Below are 18,649 nucleotides of genomic sequence, written 5' to 3'. Positions count from 1 at the left end.
CGGTTCAGGCTTTCTTGGTGGGGGTGGTGCCGGAGTACTCCCGGCTGATGGTGTCCGCGGTGCGGCGCACCAGCGGGAGCAGGGTGAGGAGTTCCTCGGCCGTGACGACCACGTTCGGCGCGGACACCGACATCGCGGCGACGACTCGCCCGTCCGCGCCCCGGATGGGGGCGCCGACGCAGTTGATGGACTCCTCGTGGCCGCCGAGGTCGGTGGCCCAGCCCTGTTCGCGTACGACGGCGAGTTCCTTGAGGAACGCGCCGGCGTTCGGGACCGAACGGGACGTGTACATGGGGTAGTCGAGCCGTTCGGCGACGGCGCGCCGCTCGGGCTCGGTGAGGTCGGCGAGGAGCAGCTTGGCGACCGCGGCGACGGTGATCGCGACGGGTTTGCCGATCCGTGAGTACATCCGCACGGGGTAGCGGCTCTCGACCTTGTCGATGTAGAGGACCTCGTTCTCCTCGTACACCGCGAGGTGGACGGTGTGCCCGCACTGCTCGTTGAGCGTGACGAGGTGGCTGTGGGCGATCTCGCGCACGTCGAGGTTCTCGACGGCTTCCTGGGCGAGCGCGAAGAGCCGGGCTCCGAGGCGGTAGCGCTGGTCCTCCTGGCGGTAGACGAGTCCGTGCTCGTGGAGCGTGCGGAGCAGGCGCAGCGCCGTGGACTTGTGGACCCCGAGCCGCTCGGCGACCTGGCCGAGGTCGGCGGGGCCCTGGGCGAGCAGCGGCAGGATGCTCAGCGCGCGGTCGACGGTCTGGCTCATGTGACTCGTACCTCCTCGTTCGCCCCTGCGGCGGCTGTCCAGCCGGGGCCGAGACGAAGTGTGCCCCAGGCCTCGTCGTCCAGGGCGGCGAGCCGGTCGGCGTGGGCGCGGGAGGGGGGTCCCGTGAGGTCGCCGGGGACGGTGAGCACGGCGGCGGCCATGAGGTGGCCGTGCCGGGCCCGGTCGCGTACGGGCAGCTCGCGCAGGGTGGCGGAGAGGAATCCGGCGGCGAAGGCGTCGCCCGCGCCGACGGCGGCGACGACGTCGACGCGCAGGGAGGGGACGTCGGTGACGGTGTCCCGGCCCTCCTCACGCGAGAAGACCGTGACACCCTCCGAGCCTCGCTTGACGACCAGGACGTCCGGTTCCGGCAGGGCGGTGCGGATCGCGTGGGCGCCGTGGATGCCCCAGGCATCCTCGGCCTCGTCCTCGCCGACGAAGACGAGGTCGCTCCGGCGGGCGAGGCCGAGCAGCACCTCGGGGCCGGTGCCGCCGTCGCGCCAGAGGCCGGGCCGGTGGTTGACGTCGAAGGAGATCAGCGGGCGGTTCTCGCGGGGGGCGGTGAGGTCGTCCAGGAGCGCCAGGCAGTCGGCGGAGAGCGCGGCCGTGATGCCGGACAGGTGCAGGACGCGGCCGGTGAGGACGTCCTCGTGCGGGACGTTGTGCGGGGACATCGCCGAGGCGGCCGATCCCGCCCGGTAGTACGCGACCTCGTGGGTGTCGGTGGCGCGGTCCGCGGCGGTGCGGAAGTAGATCCCGGTGGGGCGGTCGGGGTCGCGGCGGACCGCGGAGGTGTCGACCCCGTAGCCGGCGATGGCTTCGGTCAGGTGGTCGCCGAATCCGTCGGCGCCGACGCGGCCGACCCAGGCCGTCCGGTGGCCCGCGGCGGCGAGCGCACACGCGACGTTGGACTCGGCGCCGCCGATTCCCCGGCCGAAGGAGGGTACGTCGGCGAGGCGGCCGGGCCGGGAGGGCAGGAACGTCACCATGGACTCGCCGAGGCAGACGACGTCCGCGGTGGCCGTCCTGGCTGCGATTCCGGACACTCTGGGCTCCTCGTGGTCGGCCGTGGGCGCCGGGCACACCATTGACCCGGCATCGGCTCGGATGTTAGACAGCGTCGAGCGATATGCGCAATGGTCGTTGCACATAATGCAATGAACCTTTTCCCGAGGTCCCGAGGAGGATCCCTTGGCCGCCCAGCAGTCCGCCGCGTCCGCCTCGCCCGCCGAGCACTCGGCCGGGCAGTCCGCAGCATCCGCAGCGCGCCCCGTGGCCACGCTCGCCGACGAGGTGGTCGACCACCGCTTCAAGGCCCTGCCGCCCGACGCGGAGGGGCTGACCGTCGGCGCCCTGGCGGCCGAGCGCCGCAACCTCTTCACGGGAGGCTTCACCACGCCCGTCCTGGCGCTGTCCGCCGAGTCGGTCGAGGCCAACCTCGCCCTCCTGGAGACGTACGCCGAGCGGCACGGTCTGGCCTTCGCGCCGCACGGCAAGACGTCGATGTCCCCGCAGCTCTTCGCCCGCCAGCTGGAGTACGGGGCCTGGGGCATCACCGCGGCCGTGCCCCACCAGGCGCGGGTCTACCGGGCGTACGGCATCCGGCGGATCTTCCTGGCCAACGAGCTCGTCGACGCGGTCGCGCTGCGCTGGCTCGCCGCCGAGCTGGACGCCGACCCGGACTTCACCTTCGCCTGTTACGCCGACTCCGTGCGCGGTGTCGAGCTGATGGACGAGGCCCTGCGCGCGGCGGGCGCCGTGCGCCCCGTCGACGTCGTGGTGGAGCTGGGGGCCGGGCAGGGCGCCCGTACCGGCGCCCGCACGGAGGCCGGCTGCGCGGCCGTCGCCGACGCGGTGGCGGCCACGTCGACCCTGCGTCTGGTGGGTGTCGCCGGTTACGAGGGCGAGGTGCCGGACGCCTCTCCCGAGCGGGTCCGGGAGTGGCTGCGCCGGCTCGTCGCCCTGGCGGCGGACTTCGACGCGGCGGGCCGCTTCGACGCGCTCGCGGACGGCGAGGAGATCCTGGTCAGCGCGGGCGGCAGCGCCTGGTTCGACGCCGTCGCCGATGTCTTCGCGGAGATCCCCGGGCTGAGCCGGCCGGTCCTCAAGCTGCTCCGCTCCGGTGCGTACGTCAGCCACGACGACGGGCACTACCGCCACCTCACCCCCTTCAACCGGGTCCCCGAGGAGGGTGCGCTGCGGCCCGCCTTCCGGCTCTGGGCGCAGGTCGTCTCCCGCCCCACCCCGGAGCAGGCCTTCGTCAACGCCGGGAAGCGGGACGCCGCGTACGACCTGGACCTCCCCGAGGCACAGGTCGTCCGCTCGGCACGCGACGGCTCGGTACGCCCGGCCACCGGTGTCACCGTCAGCGGGCTCTCCGACCAGCACGGCTGGGTACGGACGGACGCCGACGCCGAGCTGGAGGTCGGCGACTGGATCGGCATGGGGCTCTCCCACCCCTGCACGTCCTTCGACAAGTGGCAGCTGATCCCGCTGGTGGAGGCGGACGGCACCGTCACCGACTACATCCGCACCTTCTTCTGATCCCGGCGGGCCCCTCCCCCACCCCGAAAGGCGACATCCCATGGACCTGGTCATCCGCGACGCCCGCGTCGTCGACGGCACCGGCGCCCCCTCCTACCGCGCCGACGTAGGCATCACGGACGGCCGGATCACCGAGATCCGCGGGGAGGGCGGGGGCCCCCGCCCCACCGCCGCCCGCACCCTGGACGCCGACGGGCTCGCGCTCTCTCCGGGGTTCATCGACATGCACGCGCACAGCGATCTCGCCCTGCTGCGCGATCCCGACCACAGCGCGAAGGCCGCCCAGGGCGTCACCCTGGAGGTCCTCGGCCAGGACGGCCTGTCGTACGCCCCCGCCGACGACCGCACCCTCGCCGAGGTCCGCCGTTCCATCTCCGGGTGGAACGGCGACGGCGCAGACATCGACTTCGACTGGCGCACCGTCGGCGGCTATCTGGACCGCCTCGACCGCAACTTCGGCGGTCAGGGCATCGCCGTCAACGCCGCCTACCTCATCCCGCAGGGCACGGTCCGGATGCTCGCGGTCGGGTGGGACGACCGCCCCGCCACGGACGCCGAGCTGGAGCGGATGAAGGAGCTCGTCGCGCAGGGGATGGCCGAGGGCGCGGTCGGCATGTCCTCGGGCCTGACGTACACCCCCGGGATGTACGCCAAGGACGCCGAACTCACCGAACTCTGCCGGGTGGTGGCCGACCACGGCGGGTACTACTGCCCGCACCACCGCTCCTACGGGGCGGGAGCGCTCCAGGCGTACGAGGAGATGGTGCGGCTCACCCGCGACGCCGGCTGCGCCCTGCATCTCGCGCACGCCACCATGAACTTCGGGGTGAACAAGGGCAAGGCCCCCGACCTCCTCGCCCTCCTGGACGCGGCCCTCGCGGAGGGCGCCGACATCTCCCTGGACACCTACCCGTACACCCCCGGCTGCACGACCCTCGTCGCGATGCTGCCCAGCTGGGCGAGCGAGGGCGGGCCCGAGTCGGTGCTGACCCGGCTCGCGGACGCGGCCACGGCCGAACGGATCCGCCACCATCTGGAGGTCGTGGGCTCCGACGGCTGCCACGGCGTCCCGATCGAGTGGGACACGATCGAGATCTCCGGCGTCGGCTCGCCCGCCCTGTCCTCGTACGTCGGCCGTACGGTGGCGGAGTCCGCCCGGCTGCGTGACGAGGAGCCCTGGGTGACGGCCCGTCGGCTGCTCGTCGAGGACAGGCTCGGCACGACGATCCTCCAGCACGTCGGCCACGAGGAGAACGTCCGGCAGATCATGCGCCACCGGGTGCACACCGGCGGCAGCGACGGCATCCTCCAGGGCGACAAGCCGCACCCCCGCGCCTACGGGACCTTCCCGCAGTATCTCGGCCGGTACGCCCGCGAGCTGGGCATCCTCACTCTGGAGGAGTGCGTCGCCCACCTCACCTCCCGTCCCGCCGCCCGGCTGCGCCTGCCCGACCGCGGCCTGGTCCGCGAGGGCTACCGGGCGGACCTGGTCCTCTTCGACCCGGACACGGTGGCGGCCGGATCGACCTTCGACGAGCCGCGCACCCTCCCGGTGGGCATCCCGCACGTCCTGATCGACGGCCGCTTCGTCATCGAGGACGGCAGGCGGACCTCCGCCCTCGCGGGCCGCGCGGTGCGGGGCAGCGGACGCCGGGCGGCCTGAGCCGCTCCGCTACGGCTTGGGCAGCGCGCAGCCGGACCGGTTCAGGTCGATCTGGTTACCGGTGCCGATGCACGGAACGATGCCATAGGTCTGCTGGGCGTAGTTGATGCCCTCGCGGACCGTCACGGTGCCGTTCTCGTCGACCTCGCACGGGTTGTTGTCGGTGCACCGCTGCCCGTCCTCGTTCCCGGTGTTGTTGACGGCGACCACCTTGCCGGTCGCGTTGTCGATCACCGGGGATCCGGACGTACCGCCGATGGTCTGGCAGGCGGAGGTGTAGCGAAGCGAGTCCTTCCAGGTCCAGGCCCCCTCCTTCAGGCGGTACGCGAACCCGTCGACGGCGCAGCTGTAGGTGCGCTTCCAGTAGCCGGACGCGACCGTGATCGCGGTGCCCACGACCGGGTGCGCCGCGTCGAGTTCCAGGGCCTTGATGCCGTAGGAGCTCTCGATCTGGGCGTAGGTCCTGGTCAGCTGGTACAGCGAGACGTCGGTGTCGGTCATCGTCCCGTACGCGATCTTGGACGCGCGCAGGGTGCCGACACCGCTGCCCGCCGCGTTCAGCAGCGTGAAGGTGCGGGTCGACGACCGGTTGAGCACGACCTCACCCGGGCCCGGGAAGCCGGTCTCCAGGCAGTGGCCGTTGGACAGGACGAGGGCGGGATCGCCCGGCTGCGACGAGGGCGCTCGGACGACGGAGCCCGAGCAGTTGCTGAGTGCGACCGTGCCGGCGAAGGTCACGGCCTGGGCGCGGGCCTCGGTCGTGTCCGGGCTCGTGGCCGTGGACGCCGCCGCGGGTGCGACGCCCGCCCCGAGGAACAGGACGGAAAGAAGTGCGCCGACGAGAGGCTTGTTCATGTGGGGGTCCCCTCCAGATGCGTCAGTGACCGGAGTTCTTCCGGTTTGACATGCGCATGCTTGCGCATCCGGGGGAGATCCAACAAGGGGCGAAATCAAGCCGCCCAGCGATCAGCGAGCCCCACCGGTCAGCGAGCCGCTCCCCGCATCCGCGAGGACATGCGGGCATCGACAGCCCTGCGGGCCACCGGCCTCCCGAGAAGCACTCCGGCCAGCACCATGGCCAGCCCGCACAACTGCCGCGCCGTGAGCACCTCGCCCGCGACCAGCGTGCCCAGCAGCACACCGGTGACCGGGTTGAGCAGCCCCACCAGGCCGACCGTCGCGGCGGGCAGGTGCCGCAGGCCGGCGAACCAGGCGGCGAAGGCGAGGGCCGTCGCCACCACGGCGACATAGGCGAAGCCCAGCAGCGCCGGGCCGTCCAGGTGCGGCGGCGCACCCTCGGCGAGCACGGCGAACGGCAGCAGCAGCAGCCCGCCCGCGGTCAACTGCCAGGACGTGGAGGCGAGTACGTCGACCTCGCCGCCCCAGCGCTTGGCGAGGACGTACCCCAGGGACGACAGGAGCATGGCCGCGACGGAGGCGAGCACCCCGCCCGGCGAGGCCGACGCCGTGCCGGTGAGCAGCATGAGCGCGACTCCCCCGGCGCCGAGCACCGCCCCGGCCAGGTGGCGCGCGTGGGGGCGCTCCGCGACGAGCCCCCAGGCGACCGCCATCATGACCATCGGCGAGGTCGCCATGACCGTCGACGCCAGGCTGGTCGGGAGCGTCTGGGCGGCGATGTACACCAGGGCGAAGAAGACACCCGTGTTGAGCAGACCGAGGACGGCGCTGCGCCACCACCACGAGCCGCGCGGGAGCTCCCTGCGGACGGCGAGGAGCAGCAGCCCGGCGGGCAGCGCCCTGATCGCGGCGCCGTACAGCGGCTCCCCCGCGGGCAGATAGGCGTGGGTGACGAAGTAGTTCGTGCCCCAGGACACCGGAGCCACGGCCGTGACGAGCGTCCAGCGCAGATTAGCTTCCATGGAAGCCATTATGTCTTCCTGGGAAGCTATAGTGAAGTCATGCAGGAGCACCCCGGAGAACCGCTGGACCATGTGGCCCGGATCCAGGCCGAGTGGACCCGGGAGCGCCCGGACCTCGATGTGCGCCCACAGGCCGTGATCGGGCGGCTGCACCGACTGGGCGCACTGCTCACCGAGCAGCTGTGCGCCGTGTACCGCCGGCACGGCCTGAGCGAGGGCGAGTTCGACGTGCTCGCCGCACTCCGTCGCGCGGGCGAGCCCTACGAGCGCGCCCCAGGCGAGCTCGCCGCGCACACCATGGTCACGACGGGCGCCATGACGAAGCGGATCGACCGGCTCGAACGCGACGGCCTCGTCACCCGCCGCCGCTCGGCGGCCGACGGCCGGGGGCGCGTCGTCGCGCTCACCCCGGCGGGCCGGCAGCTGATCGACCAGGCGTTCACGGCGCACATGCGGAACGAGCGCGCGCTGCTCGACGCCCTGTCCCCCGAGGAGGCCGGGCAGCTGGAGTCGCTGCTGACGGCCTGGCTGGCCCGCGTCGAGCCGCCGCGCTCCGGCGACTGACCCCGAAGAGCCTCAGCGCCCGGCGAGCCGCTCCATCAGGGCGGCGCTGCGCGCCAGCACCTCGCGTTCCTCGCCGGTGAGTTCGAGCTCGATGGCCTGGGCGAGCCAGCCCGCCCTGCGCCCGCGCTCCGCGTCGAGAGCGGCGCGCCCCGCCGGGGAGAGCTCCACCAGGGACTTGCGGCCGTCCGTGGGGTGCGCCCTGCGGACGACGAGGCCCTGCTCCATGAGCAGCCCGACCGCGCGGGCCATGGACTGCGGCCGTACACGCTGGTCCGCCGCCAGGTCGCTGGTGGTCATGGCCCCGTCGCGGTCGAGGGTGCCGAGCACGGAGACCTGGCCGAGCGGAATCCGGTCCTCGTGCTTCACGCGCCGGGTCAGTTTGCCCATCGCGTTGCGCAGTTCGGTGGCGACGGCGGCGGGTTCCGGGGTGGGCATAGGGCACTTTAACCCGGCGGTCACCAGCGAAGCTGTGCAGCTCATCTGCACAGCGTGACTGAACAGCCGAACTGAACAGCACAACTGAACAGCGGAACTGAACAGCATTGCTGTAGAGTCGAGGTCGTCGCGGCACGCGCCAGCGTTGTCGCAGCAGGGCCGCGGCGCGCGTCAACGCGAAGGGCCTCCCATGGCTTCCAGAGCAGTCGAATCCACCGTCATCCGGTCCGTCACCGCCCGCAGGGTCCTCGACAGCCGGGGCAACCCGACCGTCGAGGCCGATGTCCTCCTCGCCGACGGATCTCTCGGCCGCGCCGCCGTCCCCTCCGGCGCCTCCACCGGCGCACGGGAAGCCGTGGAGCTGCGGGACGGAGACTCCGGGCGCTGGCACGGCAAGGGCGTCGACCGCGCGGTCGCCCATGTCAACGGCGACATCGCGTCGGCGGTCACCGGGCTCGACGCGGACGATCAGGCGGGGCTCGACGCGGCGCTCGTCGCGCTCGACGGCACGGCCGACAAGTCCCGGCTCGGCGCCAACGCGCTCCTGGGGGTCTCCCTCGCCACCGCGAAGGCCGCCGCCGCGTCCCACCGCCAGCCGCTCTACCGCTACCTCGGCGGCGCCGACGCCCGCCTCCTCCCCCTGCCGATGATGAACATCGTCAACGGCGGCGCCCACGCCGACAACCCGCTGGACTTCCAGGAGTTCATGATCGCCCCGGTCGGCGCGGAGACCTTCGCGGAGGCCGTCCGCATGGGCTCCGAGATCTTCCACACGCTCCGCCGCGATCTTCTGTCCGCGGGGCACTCCACGGGCGTCGGCGACGAGGGCGGCTTCGCGCCCGCGCTCCGTACCGCCGAGGAGGCGCTCGACTTCGTCATGGCCGCCGTCGAGCGCACGGGGTACCGGCCGGGCACGGACATCGGCCTGATCATGGACCCGGCCTCGTCGGAGTTCTTCCGGGACGGCGCGTACGTGTACGCGGGCGAGGGTGTGAGCCGTACGCCGTCCGAGCACGCCGACTACCTGGCGAAGCTGATCGACTCCTACCCGGTCGTCTCCATCGAGGACCCGATGGCCGAGGATGACTGGGACGGCTGGCGGGAGCTGACCGCCCGCGTGGGCGACCGCTGCCAGCTCACCGGCGACGACGTGTTCTGCACGAACGAGACCCTGCTGCGCGAGGGCATCCGCACCGGCGCCGGCAACTCGGTGCTGGTCAAGGTCAACCAGATCGGCACCCTGACCGAGGCCCTCGCCACGGTCGCCACCGCGCACCGCGCGGGCTGGACCGCCGTCATGTCCCACCGTTCGGGCGAGACGGAGGACACCACCATCGCGGACCTCGCGGTGGCGACGGGCTGCGGCCAGATCAAGACCGGCTCACTGTCCCGGTCCGACCGCACCGCGAAGTACAACCAGCTCATCAGGATCGAGGAGGAGTTGGGCGCGTCCGCGCGGTACGCGGGCGGAGCGGTGCTGAACCGCTCCTGACGGGCGGCGCCGGGACGGCCCTCAGTGGTCGGCGCCCCCGTTGCGCGGACGGGGGCGCCGGTGCAGCAGTCCGAAGCGGTCCCACTGGGCCTCCGCCGCCTCGATGGCCCGGCGGGTCCGCTCGGGGTCGATGGCGGCGAGCTCCGCGACGACGGCCTGCACCACCGCGGTTCCGGCCGTGAGCGAGGGGAAGAACGAGACGCCCTCGGCGGGGACGAGCACGACCTCGTCCGCCGCCTCCGTGAGGGCCGGGCTCGCCGCGTCCGTGAGGGCGAACACCTTGGCGCCGCGCCGGTGCGCCTCTCCGGCGGCGAGGACGGTGCTGGCGTAGAGCCGCCAGAAGCTGATGGCGACGAGCGCGTCCTCGTCCGTCATGTCGGAGATGACATTGGCCAGTTGGGCGTCCCCGCCGGTGATGGCGGTGATGCGGTAGCCGGCCAGCCGCGCGTTGTGCGCGAAGGCGATGCCGGTCGCCGCGTAGCTGCCGTCGGCGACCACGACCGTGTGCCGCGCGCCCGCGACCGCCTCGGCGACCCTCCGGATGGCGCCGCCGTCGAGCCGCCGGGTCAGCAGGGCGAGACTGTCGAGGTCGCGGCGCAGCGACGCGTCCGCCACCCCGTCCGTCGCATGGTGCTCCGCCGCGACGTCGGGGGCGCTGAGCGCGGAGAGGTAACGCGCCCTCAGCTCCTGCTGGAGCGCGGGCCAGCCGGCGAATCCGAGGGCCTGGGCGGTGCGGGTGACGGTGGCGATGTTCACCCCCGCCAGGGACGCCAGATCGGCGGTCGAGGCGAACGAGGCGCGCCGCGGCTGTGTGAGCAGGACGTCCAGGACCGCGGTGCCCTTGCTGCGCAGACCACGCTCGGGGAGGCGGCCGCGCAGCCACTCCTCGAAGCTGTCCCCCGCATCGAAACCGTCGCCCGCGCCGGAGCCGGCACCCGGACCGAGGGCCCCACCCGCGGCGGGAGCGGCACCCGCGCCTCGGGCCTGGCCCGCGCCGGGAGCGGAACCCGCCTCGAAGCCGTCACCCGGATCGTGGGCCGCACCTGAATCGGTGGCGGCACCCGGGCCGAGGGCCGCGCCCGCGTCGGGCGCGTCACCGTCGGCGCCGGATCCTGCTGCCGCCACTGGGCCCTCCCTCTGTTCTCCGCGGCCCCCGTGAGGCGGGTCCGCGGCCGGCTCGCGGGGAGACGTACGCGCGAGTCGCCCGCGCTCGCCGCTCGCCGCCGTGTTTCCGGCCCAGGTTACCGGTGTAACGATCAGAAAAATCTGCAACAACCATTGCAGTTCTTTAATTTTGCATATTACGTTGCCTCCAACTCGAAGACCTGGAGGTGCGGCATGACGCTGTTGGCCCGACTGGACCGGCTGCCGCTGAGCAAGCCCCATTACGCCCTGCTCCTGATCGGCGGCCTCGGCTACACCTTCGACGGGATGGACTCGGCCGTCGTCGCCTTCCTGATGCCCAGCGCGCAGGAGGCCTGGGACCTCAGCAACGGCGCGCTCGGGCTGATCGGCTCCGCGTCGCCCTTCGGCTTCCTCTTCGGGGCAGTGGCCGCCGGACTGCTGGGAGACCGCATCGGCCGCCGCAAGGTGATGATGTGGGCGCTCGCCTTCTACGCCTTCTTCTCCCTGGTGGCGGCCTTCGCGCCCAACTACGAACTCTTCCTGGGGGCCCGTGTGCTGGCCGGGGCGGGAGCGGGCGCGGAGAGCGCCATCATCGCCCCGTTCCTCTCGGAGTTCGTGCCGGCCGCGCGCCGGGGCTGGTTCGTCGGGGCGCTCGCCGGCTTCTTCTCCTTCGGTTTCGTCGCCGCCGCACTCATCGGGCGCTTCGTCGTCCCCACCGTCCCCGAGGGGTGGCGCGTCGCCCAGGTGATCACCGCCCTGCCGGTGGTGATGCTGCTCTGGTGGCGGCGTTCCCTGCCCGAGTCACCGCGCTACCTGCTCGCCAGGGGCGACGTCGCGGCGGCTGAGCAGGTGGTCGCCGACCTCGAACGCAAGGTCGAGAAGGCCATCGGCAAGCCGCTGCCGCCCGTACCGGTGGAGGACACCGCGAAGGCGCGGGCCACGGTCGCTCCCGCCCGGCCCGCCCTGGGCCTGTTCGGTGCGCTGAAGTACCTGTGGAGCGGCAGAATGGCCCGCCGCACGGCGATCACCTGGCTGATCTGGTTCGTGATCACGTTCTCGTACTACGGCTTCTTCTCCTGGATCCCGACCCTGCTGATCCAGCGCGGCATCACCGTCACCAAGAGCTTCGAGTTCTCGATCATCATCTACCTGGCGCAGATACCCGGGTACTTCTCCGCGGCCTGGCTCTCCGAGCGGCTCGACCGCAAGAACGTCATCGCCCTCTATCTCACCGGCTCCGCCCTCAGCGCCTTCTGGCTCAGCCAGACCACCACCCCGGCATCGATCACCCTGGCCGGAGCGGTGCTCTCCTTCTTCCTCAACGGCACCTACGCGGGCGTCTACTCCTACACCCCCGAGGTCTTCCCGACCTGGATCAGGGCCAGCGGAACGGGCCTGTCCAGCGCCTTCGGCCGGGTCGGCTCCATCCTCGCCCCGGTGATCATCGGTGTCTCCTCCGCGAGCTTCGGCTTCGCCGGTGTCTTCGGCCTGACCACCGCCGTCCTCGCGGTCGGCGTCATCTGCACGGTGCTCTTCGGGGTCAGCACGGCGGGACGCTCCCTGGAGGAACTCACCGAACCCGGCCCGGCGCGCTCCGGCTCCGGCACAGCGACCACCCCTTCCCCCTCCACCCCCGAGACGACCGAGGTGACCTCCCGATGAGCGACACGTCCACGACCCCTGGCCTGCTCCCCGCGCTGGAGGAGGAGATCCGCACGACCGTGGGTGTCCGCCTCTTCACCGTCTTCGTCTGGCTCCCCGGGCGGCGCGTCCTGCACCGCGTCCACAGCAGCCACCCGGACGAGTACCCGGTCGGCGGGGAGAAGTCCGTCGAGGTGTCCGGCGGCTGGCTCGAGCAGTGCATCGAACGGCAGCTGCCCTATCTGGGCGCCGACCGGGCCGCCGTGCGCGAGGTCTTCGCCGACCACCGGGTCATCGACGAACTCGGCTGCGGCGCGGTGGTCAACGTCCCCGTGGTCGAGGACGGCCGCACGCTGGGCATGCTCAACGTGCTGGACGCCGAGGGCAGTTACGACGAGGAGTCCGTACGGGTCCTCGGCTCCCTCGCCGCCCGCGCGGTCCCCGACCTGCGCGCCGCCGCCGAGCGGGCGGACGGCACCGCCCGCTGACCCCCGGCACCCGCACCCCGTACGCCAGATTCACCGAGGAGACCCCCTTGTCCCTGCTGCTGCGCAACGCCCGCCTGCTCGATGTGGCCACCGGCGACTACCAGGAGGCCGATCTGCGGTGCGCCGACGGGCGCGTCGTCGAGACCGGCACCGGGCTGCGCGCCCCCGACGGCGTCAGGTCCGTCGACCTGGCCGGCGCACACGTGCTGCCGGGCCTGATCGACGCCCATGTCCATGTGACGGCCTCCACCGCCGACCTCGGCGCGCTGCCGTCCTCGTCCCCCAGTTACGTCGCGGCCCACAGCGCCCGGATCATGAGCGGCATGCTCGACCGGGGCTTCACCACCGTCCGGGACGCGTCGGGCGCCGACTACGGGCTGTGCGACGCCCAGGAGGAGGGGCTGCTGCGCGGCCCCCGGCTGCTGTTCTGCGGCCGTGCGCTCAGCCAGACCGGCGGGCACGGCGACAGCCGGGGCCGTGGCACCCGGGTCAGCGACGACCACCCCTGCTGCGCGGGCCTCGGCCGGGTCGCCGACGGCGTCGACGCCGTGCGGGCCGCGGCGCGCGACGAGCTCCGCAAGGGCGCGCACCACCTCAAGGTGATGGCCTCCGGGGGCGTGGCCTCGCCCACCGACCGCATCGACTCCACCCAGTACTCCATGGACGAGCTGCGCGCCGTGGTCGAGGAGGCGGAGGCGGCGAACCGTTACGTCGCCGCGCACGCCTACACCGCGCGCGCGGTCAACCGGGCGCTGCGGGCCGGTATCCGGTCGATCGAGCACGGGAACCTGCTGGACGACGAGAGCGTACGGCTGTTCGCCGAGCACGACGCGTTCCTCGTGCCGACGCTGGTGACCTACTGGGCGCTCAAGAAGGAGGGCCCCGAGTTCGGCCTGCCCGCCGACAGCCACCGCAAGGTCGACGAGGTGCTGGGGCAGGGGCTCGCGGCCCTGGAACGGGCCGCGCGCGGAGGGGTCAGGACGGTGTACGGGAGCGACCTCCTGGGCGGGATGCACCGCCATCAGAACGAGGAGTTCCGTATACGCGCCGAGGTGCAGGCACCGATCGACGTGATCCGCGCGGCCACTTCCACGGCCGCCGAACTCCTTGGCCTGACGGGCGACATCGGGACCCTGGAGCCGGGCGCGCACGCCGATCTGGTGGTGCTGCGGGGCGACCCGCTGACGGACATCGGCTTCCTGGCGGACCCGGCCAACGTGGCGGGTGTCGTCCAGGGCGGTTCGGTCGTGTCCGCCGCGCGCGGATCGGCGCTCGCCGCCTGACACACGTGGGCCGCGTTCCCCGTATCTCCTGTGCCGCGAAGACACTTGAGAAACCCCCGAGGTGTCTGCGTAGTGTCGGACCATGACACTCGACCTCGACGCCTACTTCGCCCGCATCGGCTGGTCCGGGGAGCGCCGCCCCACCGTGGAGGTGCTGCGGTCCGTGCACCGCGCCCACATGCTGGGCATCCCGTTCGAGAATCTGGAACCCCTCCTCGGCGGCGCGCCCTCCCTCGCGCTCCCCGACCTGGAGAGGAAGCTCGTCCGCGGTGAGCGCGGCGGCTACTGCTACGAGCACAACACCCTCCTCGCGGCCGCCCTGACCCAGCTCGGTTTCCGGGTGACGCTGCTGGCCGCGCGGGTGGTCCTGGGGGCGGCGCCGGGTGACGTCCGGCCCCGTACGCACATGCTGATGCAGGTGGACGTGGAGGGTGAGTCCGCCCCCTGGCTGGCCGACGTCGGCTTCGGTTCGCACGGGGCGCTGCTGGAGCCGATCCCGCTGGTGGTGGACGCGGAGCTGCTCGACACCCCGCGCCGCCACCGGCTGGTGCACGCCCCGCACGACGGGCCGCTCGAGATGTGGGAGCTCCAGGCGGACAAGGGCGGCTACTGGGAGCCGCAGTACGAGTTCACCCTGGAGCCGTTCGAGGCCCCGGACTACGAGGTCATCAACTGGCACATCGCGACGAACCCCCGCTCGCCGTTCCGGCGGACGCTCCACGCCCAGCGCACCCTGCCCGGCCTGCACCGCGCCCTGTCCGGGCGGACGCTGGTGGAGACGGCCGACGACGGCACCGTCACCGAGCGGGAGCTGGGCGGCCCGGCGGAGGTCCTGCGGGTACTGGCGGACGATTTCGGCGTACGGCTGCCCGAGGGGACCGTGCTGCCCGGCTGACCGGCCGCACCCGGGCCGGGGGCGCACGTACGCCCTTCGTGCGCGCCCCCGCGTGGCGCATCTCACCCGGTCCTCCGCCGCACGCCCGCATTCCAAGCCGCGGCCCCGCCCCGACCGGCCGTTCCCACGGTCCGCGGCCGGGGCGGCATGCCGATGGAAGACCCGGCGCCCCGCCGGACGCCCCCGGAGGGAGCAACCGGCAGGCAAACCGGGAGCACCGCGTGAAACACGGTCGTAAGCTCGCAGACATGCAGGTCATCCAGTCCACAAAGCTCTCCGGCGTCTGTTACGAGATCCGCGGCCCCGTGCTCGAAGAAGCCATGCGGCTCGAAGCGGCGGGTCATCGCATCCTCAAGCTCAACACGGGCAACCCCGCCGCGTTCGGTTTCGAGTGCCCGCCGGAGATCCTCGAGGACATCCTGCGCAACCTCTCCGGCGCGCACGGCTACGGCGACGCGAAGGGCCTGCTGTCCGCACGCCGTGCGGTGATGCAGCACTACCAGACCAAGGGCATCGACCTCGGCGTCGAGGACATCTACCTGGGCAACGGCGTCTCCGAGCTGATCCAGATGTCGATGCAGGCCCTGCTCGACGACGGCGACGAGGTGCTGGTCCCCGCCCCGGACTATCCGCTGTGGACCGCCTCGGTCTCGCTGGCCGGCGGCACGGCCGTGCACTACCGCTGCGACGAGCAGTCCGACTGGATGCCGGACCTCGCGGACGTCGAGCGGAAGATCACCGACCGCACCAAGGCCATGGTGATCATCAACCCGAACAACCCGACGGGTGCGGTCTACGACGACGAGATGCTGCGCGGGCTGACGGAGATCGCCCGGCGCCACAACCTGGTCGTCTGCTCCGACGAGATCTACGACCGCATCCTCTACGACGGCGCGACCCACACCCCGACCGCCGCCATCGCCCCCGACCTGATGGTCCTCACCTTCAACGGGCTCTCCAAGAACTACCGGATCGCGGGATACCGCTCCGGCTGGATGGCGGTCTGCGGCCCGAAGGCGCACGCCTCCTCGTACATCGAGGGGCTGACGGTCCTGGCCAACATGCGGCTCTGCGCCAACATGCCCGCGCAGCACGCCGTGGCCACCGCGCTCGGCGGCCGGCAGTCGATCAACGAGCTGGTACTGCCCGGTGGACGGATCCTGGAGCAGCGGGACGTGGCGTACGACCTCCTGACGCAGATCCCCGGCGTGACCTGTGTGAAGCCGAAGGGGGCGCTGTATCTCTTCCCGAGGCTCGACCCGAAGGTCTTCAAGATCAAGGACGACCGGCAGATGGTCCTCGACCTGCTGCGGGCCGAGAAGATCATGGTCGTGCAGGGCACGGGCTTCAACTGGCCGGAACCCGACCACTTCCGGGTGGTCACGCTGCCGCCGGCGAAGGATCTGACCGACGCCGTGACCCGTATCGGGAAGTTCCTGGACGGCTACAGCCAGCCCTGATCCCGACACGACAGGACCCAGCACAACTTTAGACTCAATCTAAGATAGGATGGGCTTACTGCAACGCCAGGAGGCCATCCATGTACGAGCCGATCCGCTCCAAATCGGTCCACACATCGGCCGACAACGCCGATTTCCCGCACCGCAGCCGCGAGGACGAGCTGGACATCCAGCTCGCCGGACACCTCGCCGCCCTGCTCGCCGTCACCGACGAGCTGGGGCTGACCGCGGACGGCGACCGCATCGCCGAACAGATCGCCCGGCTCCGCACGGCACCGCCCGCACGGCACGCCGGACGAAGCGGCGCGTCCCCGGCGGCGCTGCACCGCCGCGCCCACGCCCTCGCGGGCCGGGCACTCTTGGTCGCCGCGTCCCGCGCGGACACGGCCGTCGCGATCCTCGCGGCCGAGTCCATGGACGCCCACACCGCCGCCCTCGCGGGCGCTTCCGCGCGGACCGCTCTGGTCGGCGCCCCCTGACGGCCCCGGTCCACGGGTCGCGAAGACGCGTGGACCGGGTGCCACACACGTGAGGCCCGCGCCGCCCGGAAGGGCCGCGCGGGCCTCATGCCGTCGGGGCGGACCGGCGTGCGAGCGGTCAGACGGCGGCGCGGACCCGCACGGTGGCCGTGGCGCTCGACGCGGTGTGCACGTCGTCCCCGGCGTAGGAGACCGTGTAGACGACCTCGCCCCGGACGGACGCCAGGTCGTTGATCGTGAAGGTGCCGTCGGCCGCGACCGCCGCCGACGTGAGCGGGTTGGTGCCCTTCTTGTCGGCCCGCTGCACGGACAGGGTGATGCCCGGGGGCAGCGCCCGGCCCTGCCCGGTCAGGGTGCCGGTGATCTGCAGGCTCTGGTTCTTCGTCGTCTCGGCCGGAGCGGTGAGCGTGATGGCCGTCGGCGCCTTGGCCACGGTCACCGGAAGGGTGACGTCCTCGGCCGGGCGGTGGGTCACGTCACCCAGGAAGGACAGGGTGTACGTGGCCTCGCCGACCAGCGACGGGACGTCGAGGACGGTGAAGGTACCGTCCTCCGCGACCTCCACGGCCGCCAGCTTGCGGTCGCCGTTGGCGTCGTGGCGCACCGCCGAGACCTTGACCGGCTCCGCGGGCGCGGGACCGTCCAGTTCGAGCCGGCCCCGGATGCCGAGCGGTTCCCCGACGACAGGCGCACCGGGGCTGGTGGACAGCGACCCGGTGAAGCGTGAGTCGTACTGGGCGGCCGGCGGCTGGATCACGTGCAGCCAGAAGGACGTGGCGGACGCGTTCATGGTGAGGGCGAAGAGCCGGGAGCCGTCCTTCGACCAGGCGAGACCGCGCGGTACGACGCGGGCCCCGTCGAGCTCGCCCTCGAAGGCGAACTCGAACGCCGACGTACCCTCCTCCGGGTCCGCCTTCTGGATCAGCAGGTCGGGCGTCGAACCGGTGGCCTCGGCACCCCGCGCGATGTACTCGCCGTCACCGCTGAAGGCGACGGCGGAAGCCTTCGCCCCCTCCGGCAGCGCGCGGTAGGGCGTCGGGGCGTCCGACAGGTCGGCCGCGTCCAGCAGCCGGGTGCCGTGCGCGGCGTCGGCGACCGCGATCCGGTTGCCGTCCGGGGACAGCGCCAGGTCCTTGAGGTCGAGGCCACCCGCCCCCGTGCTGTCCGCGAAGCGGCGCTGCGGCCCCCGGACGAGCGTGTCACCGCTGCTGTCGAAGGTGGTGAGGTAGGGATCGGTCCCCGCCGTGCTCAGCGTCTGGCCCATGACCAGGGTGTCCGGGGCCTCCGGCGCCGTCGCGAAGTAGAGCTTCCCGGTGCCGTCCCATCCCGTCGAGGTGGGCGAGCCGAGGGTGCTGCCGTAGAGGTAGCTCCGGTACTGCTCGCACCCGCTGGCGGTCGGTGTCTCGGTGTGCCACACCTTGCCGCCCGAGTAGGCGACCTGACGCCCGCACTCGCCCCAGTACGTGGTCGACGTGTGCACGGACTTCGTATACGTCCCGGTGTCGTACGCGGCGATCCGGCCCATCTCCGAGACGAAGAGCTTCGTGCTGTCCGTGGAGAGCGCCATGCCGCCCACGGCACCCTGCGAGCTCGTGAGCGTGGCGACCCGCTGGCCCTCGAAGTTGTAGACGAGCACCGACGACTTGGTGTTCAGGCTCCTGGTGTCGTCACTGATGTAGACGCGTTCGTGCTCGGAGTCGACCACCATGCTGGAGAACGACGTGATGGGCAGCTTGGCCACGTCGTCGTCCGCCGCTTGCGCGGCGGGTGCCGCGAGCACGGTGAGTCCCGCTCCGGCGAGCGTGAGCGCGACGACGGTCGCGACACCACGTCCGGCATTCCCTGACCTCTTCAACTGCGTCCCCCCACAGAGTTGTTGACGCCGCGTCACTCCGGCGCCCTGCGAGCATCATGCAACAGATGTGGAGGTTGTGTGT

General features: G+C 72.2%; 17 protein-coding genes. 10 read left to right on the top strand and 7 right to left on the bottom strand.

All coding sequences use genetic code 11. From position 1 onward, the window contains the following. Positions 1-4: 4 nt before the first annotated feature. Both AMK10_RS03655 and AMK10_RS03650 read right to left on the bottom strand, forming a co-directional pair. A complete protein-coding gene (locus AMK10_RS03655; RefSeq protein ID WP_073744643.1) occupies positions 5-763 on the bottom strand; it encodes an IclR family transcriptional regulator in 759 nt (252 codons plus the stop codon). Continuing rightward, positions 760-1,809 carry a sugar kinase gene (locus AMK10_RS03650; RefSeq protein WP_073744641.1) on the bottom strand — a complete coding sequence of 350 codons (1,050 nt, stop codon included), beginning with the start codon at positions 1,807-1,809 and terminating at the stop codon, positions 760-762. Before AMK10_RS03650 ends, AMK10_RS03655 begins: the two co-directional genes overlap by 4 nt. Before the next feature lie 226 nt (positions 1,810-2,035). Here AMK10_RS03650 and AMK10_RS03645 point away from each other — a divergent pair, with 226 nt between their 5' ends. Together AMK10_RS03645 and AMK10_RS03640 are read left to right on the top strand one after the other, a co-directional pair. Further along, complete coding sequence (locus tag AMK10_RS03645; RefSeq protein ID WP_073746026.1) at positions 2,036-3,307, top strand: amino acid deaminase; 1,272 nt, start codon at positions 2,036-2,038, stop codon at positions 3,305-3,307. A 40-nt stretch (positions 3,308-3,347) separates the two neighbouring features. Beyond that, positions 3,348-4,970 carry an N-acyl-D-amino-acid deacylase family protein gene (locus tag AMK10_RS03640; RefSeq protein ID WP_073744639.1) on the top strand — a complete coding sequence of 541 codons (1,623 nt, stop codon included), beginning with the start codon at positions 3,348-3,350 and terminating at the stop codon, positions 4,968-4,970. Between the two features lie 9 nt (positions 4,971-4,979). On the opposite strand, the gene AMK10_RS03635 is transcribed toward AMK10_RS03640, so the two are convergent. Next, a complete protein-coding gene (locus AMK10_RS03635) occupies positions 4,980-5,825 on the bottom strand; it encodes a S1 family peptidase (protein WP_073744637.1) in 846 nt (281 codons plus the stop codon). 128 nt (positions 5,826-5,953) lie between these two features. Next, positions 5,954-6,850: a DMT family transporter gene (locus AMK10_RS03630; RefSeq protein WP_198959612.1), complete on the bottom strand. Its 897-nt coding sequence runs from the start codon at positions 6,848-6,850 to the stop codon at positions 5,954-5,956. Between the two features lie 39 nt (positions 6,851-6,889). Here AMK10_RS03630 and AMK10_RS03625 point away from each other — a divergent pair, with 39 nt between their 5' ends. Continuing rightward, complete coding sequence (locus AMK10_RS03625; RefSeq protein WP_073744635.1) at positions 6,890-7,414, top strand: MarR family winged helix-turn-helix transcriptional regulator; 525 nt, start codon at positions 6,890-6,892, stop codon at positions 7,412-7,414. A 12-nt stretch (positions 7,415-7,426) separates the two neighbouring features. Here the strand turns inward: AMK10_RS03625 and AMK10_RS03620 are convergent, their stop codons facing one another. After that, positions 7,427-7,849, bottom strand: coding sequence for a MarR family winged helix-turn-helix transcriptional regulator (locus tag AMK10_RS03620; protein WP_073744633.1), 423 nt, complete (start codon positions 7,847-7,849; stop codon positions 7,427-7,429). A 190-nt stretch (positions 7,850-8,039) separates the two neighbouring features. On the opposite strand from AMK10_RS03620, the gene eno reads away from it, so the two are divergent. Continuing rightward, positions 8,040-9,341, top strand: coding sequence for a phosphopyruvate hydratase (gene eno, locus AMK10_RS03615; protein WP_073744631.1), 1,302 nt, complete (start codon positions 8,040-8,042; stop codon positions 9,339-9,341). Between the two features lie 21 nt (positions 9,342-9,362). On the opposite strand, the gene AMK10_RS36875 is transcribed toward eno, so the two are convergent. Further along, positions 9,363-10,466, bottom strand: coding sequence for a MurR/RpiR family transcriptional regulator (locus AMK10_RS36875; protein ID WP_198959611.1), 1,104 nt, complete (start codon positions 10,464-10,466; stop codon positions 9,363-9,365). A 213-nt stretch (positions 10,467-10,679) separates the two neighbouring features. On the opposite strand from AMK10_RS36875, the gene AMK10_RS03605 reads away from it, so the two are divergent. The 6 genes from AMK10_RS03605 to AMK10_RS03580 all read left to right on the top strand — a co-directional run bounded on the left by AMK10_RS03605 (position 10,680) and on the right by AMK10_RS03580 (position 16,712). Next, positions 10,680-12,128 (top strand): MFS transporter, encoded by a 1,449-nt coding sequence (locus AMK10_RS03605; RefSeq protein ID WP_073744629.1) that lies wholly within the window; start codon positions 10,680-10,682, stop codon positions 12,126-12,128. After that, complete coding sequence (locus AMK10_RS03600) at positions 12,125-12,595, top strand: GAF domain-containing protein (RefSeq protein WP_073744627.1); 471 nt, start codon at positions 12,125-12,127, stop codon at positions 12,593-12,595. The genes AMK10_RS03605 and AMK10_RS03600 overlap by 4 nt, the downstream gene beginning before the upstream one ends. Positions 12,596-12,642: 47 nt before the next feature. After that, positions 12,643-13,878: a metal-dependent hydrolase family protein gene (locus AMK10_RS03595; protein WP_073744625.1), complete on the top strand. Its 1,236-nt coding sequence runs from the start codon at positions 12,643-12,645 to the stop codon at positions 13,876-13,878. Positions 13,879-13,960: 82 nt separating this feature from the next. Continuing rightward, positions 13,961-14,773, top strand: a complete 813-nt coding sequence (locus AMK10_RS03590) for an arylamine N-acetyltransferase family protein (RefSeq protein WP_073744623.1) — start codon at positions 13,961-13,963, stop codon at positions 14,771-14,773. 248 nt (positions 14,774-15,021) lie between these two features. Beyond that, on the top strand, positions 15,022-16,233 hold the full coding sequence (locus tag AMK10_RS03585; RefSeq protein ID WP_073744621.1) for a pyridoxal phosphate-dependent aminotransferase: 1,212 nt from the start codon (positions 15,022-15,024) through the stop codon (positions 16,231-16,233). Positions 16,234-16,313: 80 nt separating this feature from the next. Beyond that, positions 16,314-16,712 carry an SCO4983 family protein gene (locus tag AMK10_RS03580; RefSeq protein ID WP_073744619.1) on the top strand — a complete coding sequence of 133 codons (399 nt, stop codon included), beginning with the start codon at positions 16,314-16,316 and terminating at the stop codon, positions 16,710-16,712. A gap of 118 nt (positions 16,713-16,830) precedes the next feature. Here AMK10_RS03580 and AMK10_RS03575 read toward each other — a convergent pair whose 3' ends face one another. Then, positions 16,831-18,567, bottom strand: coding sequence for a hypothetical protein (locus AMK10_RS03575; protein WP_073744617.1), 1,737 nt, complete (start codon positions 18,565-18,567; stop codon positions 16,831-16,833). Between the last annotated feature and the right edge of the window lie 82 nt (positions 18,568-18,649).

It is taken from the genome of Streptomyces sp. CB02058, assembly GCF_001905505.1.
Classification (GTDB): Bacteria; Actinomycetota; Actinomycetes; order Streptomycetales; family Streptomycetaceae; genus Streptomyces.
Note: the sequence above shows the minus strand (reverse complement) of the source record. Positions and strands in the feature narration are given on the sequence as shown.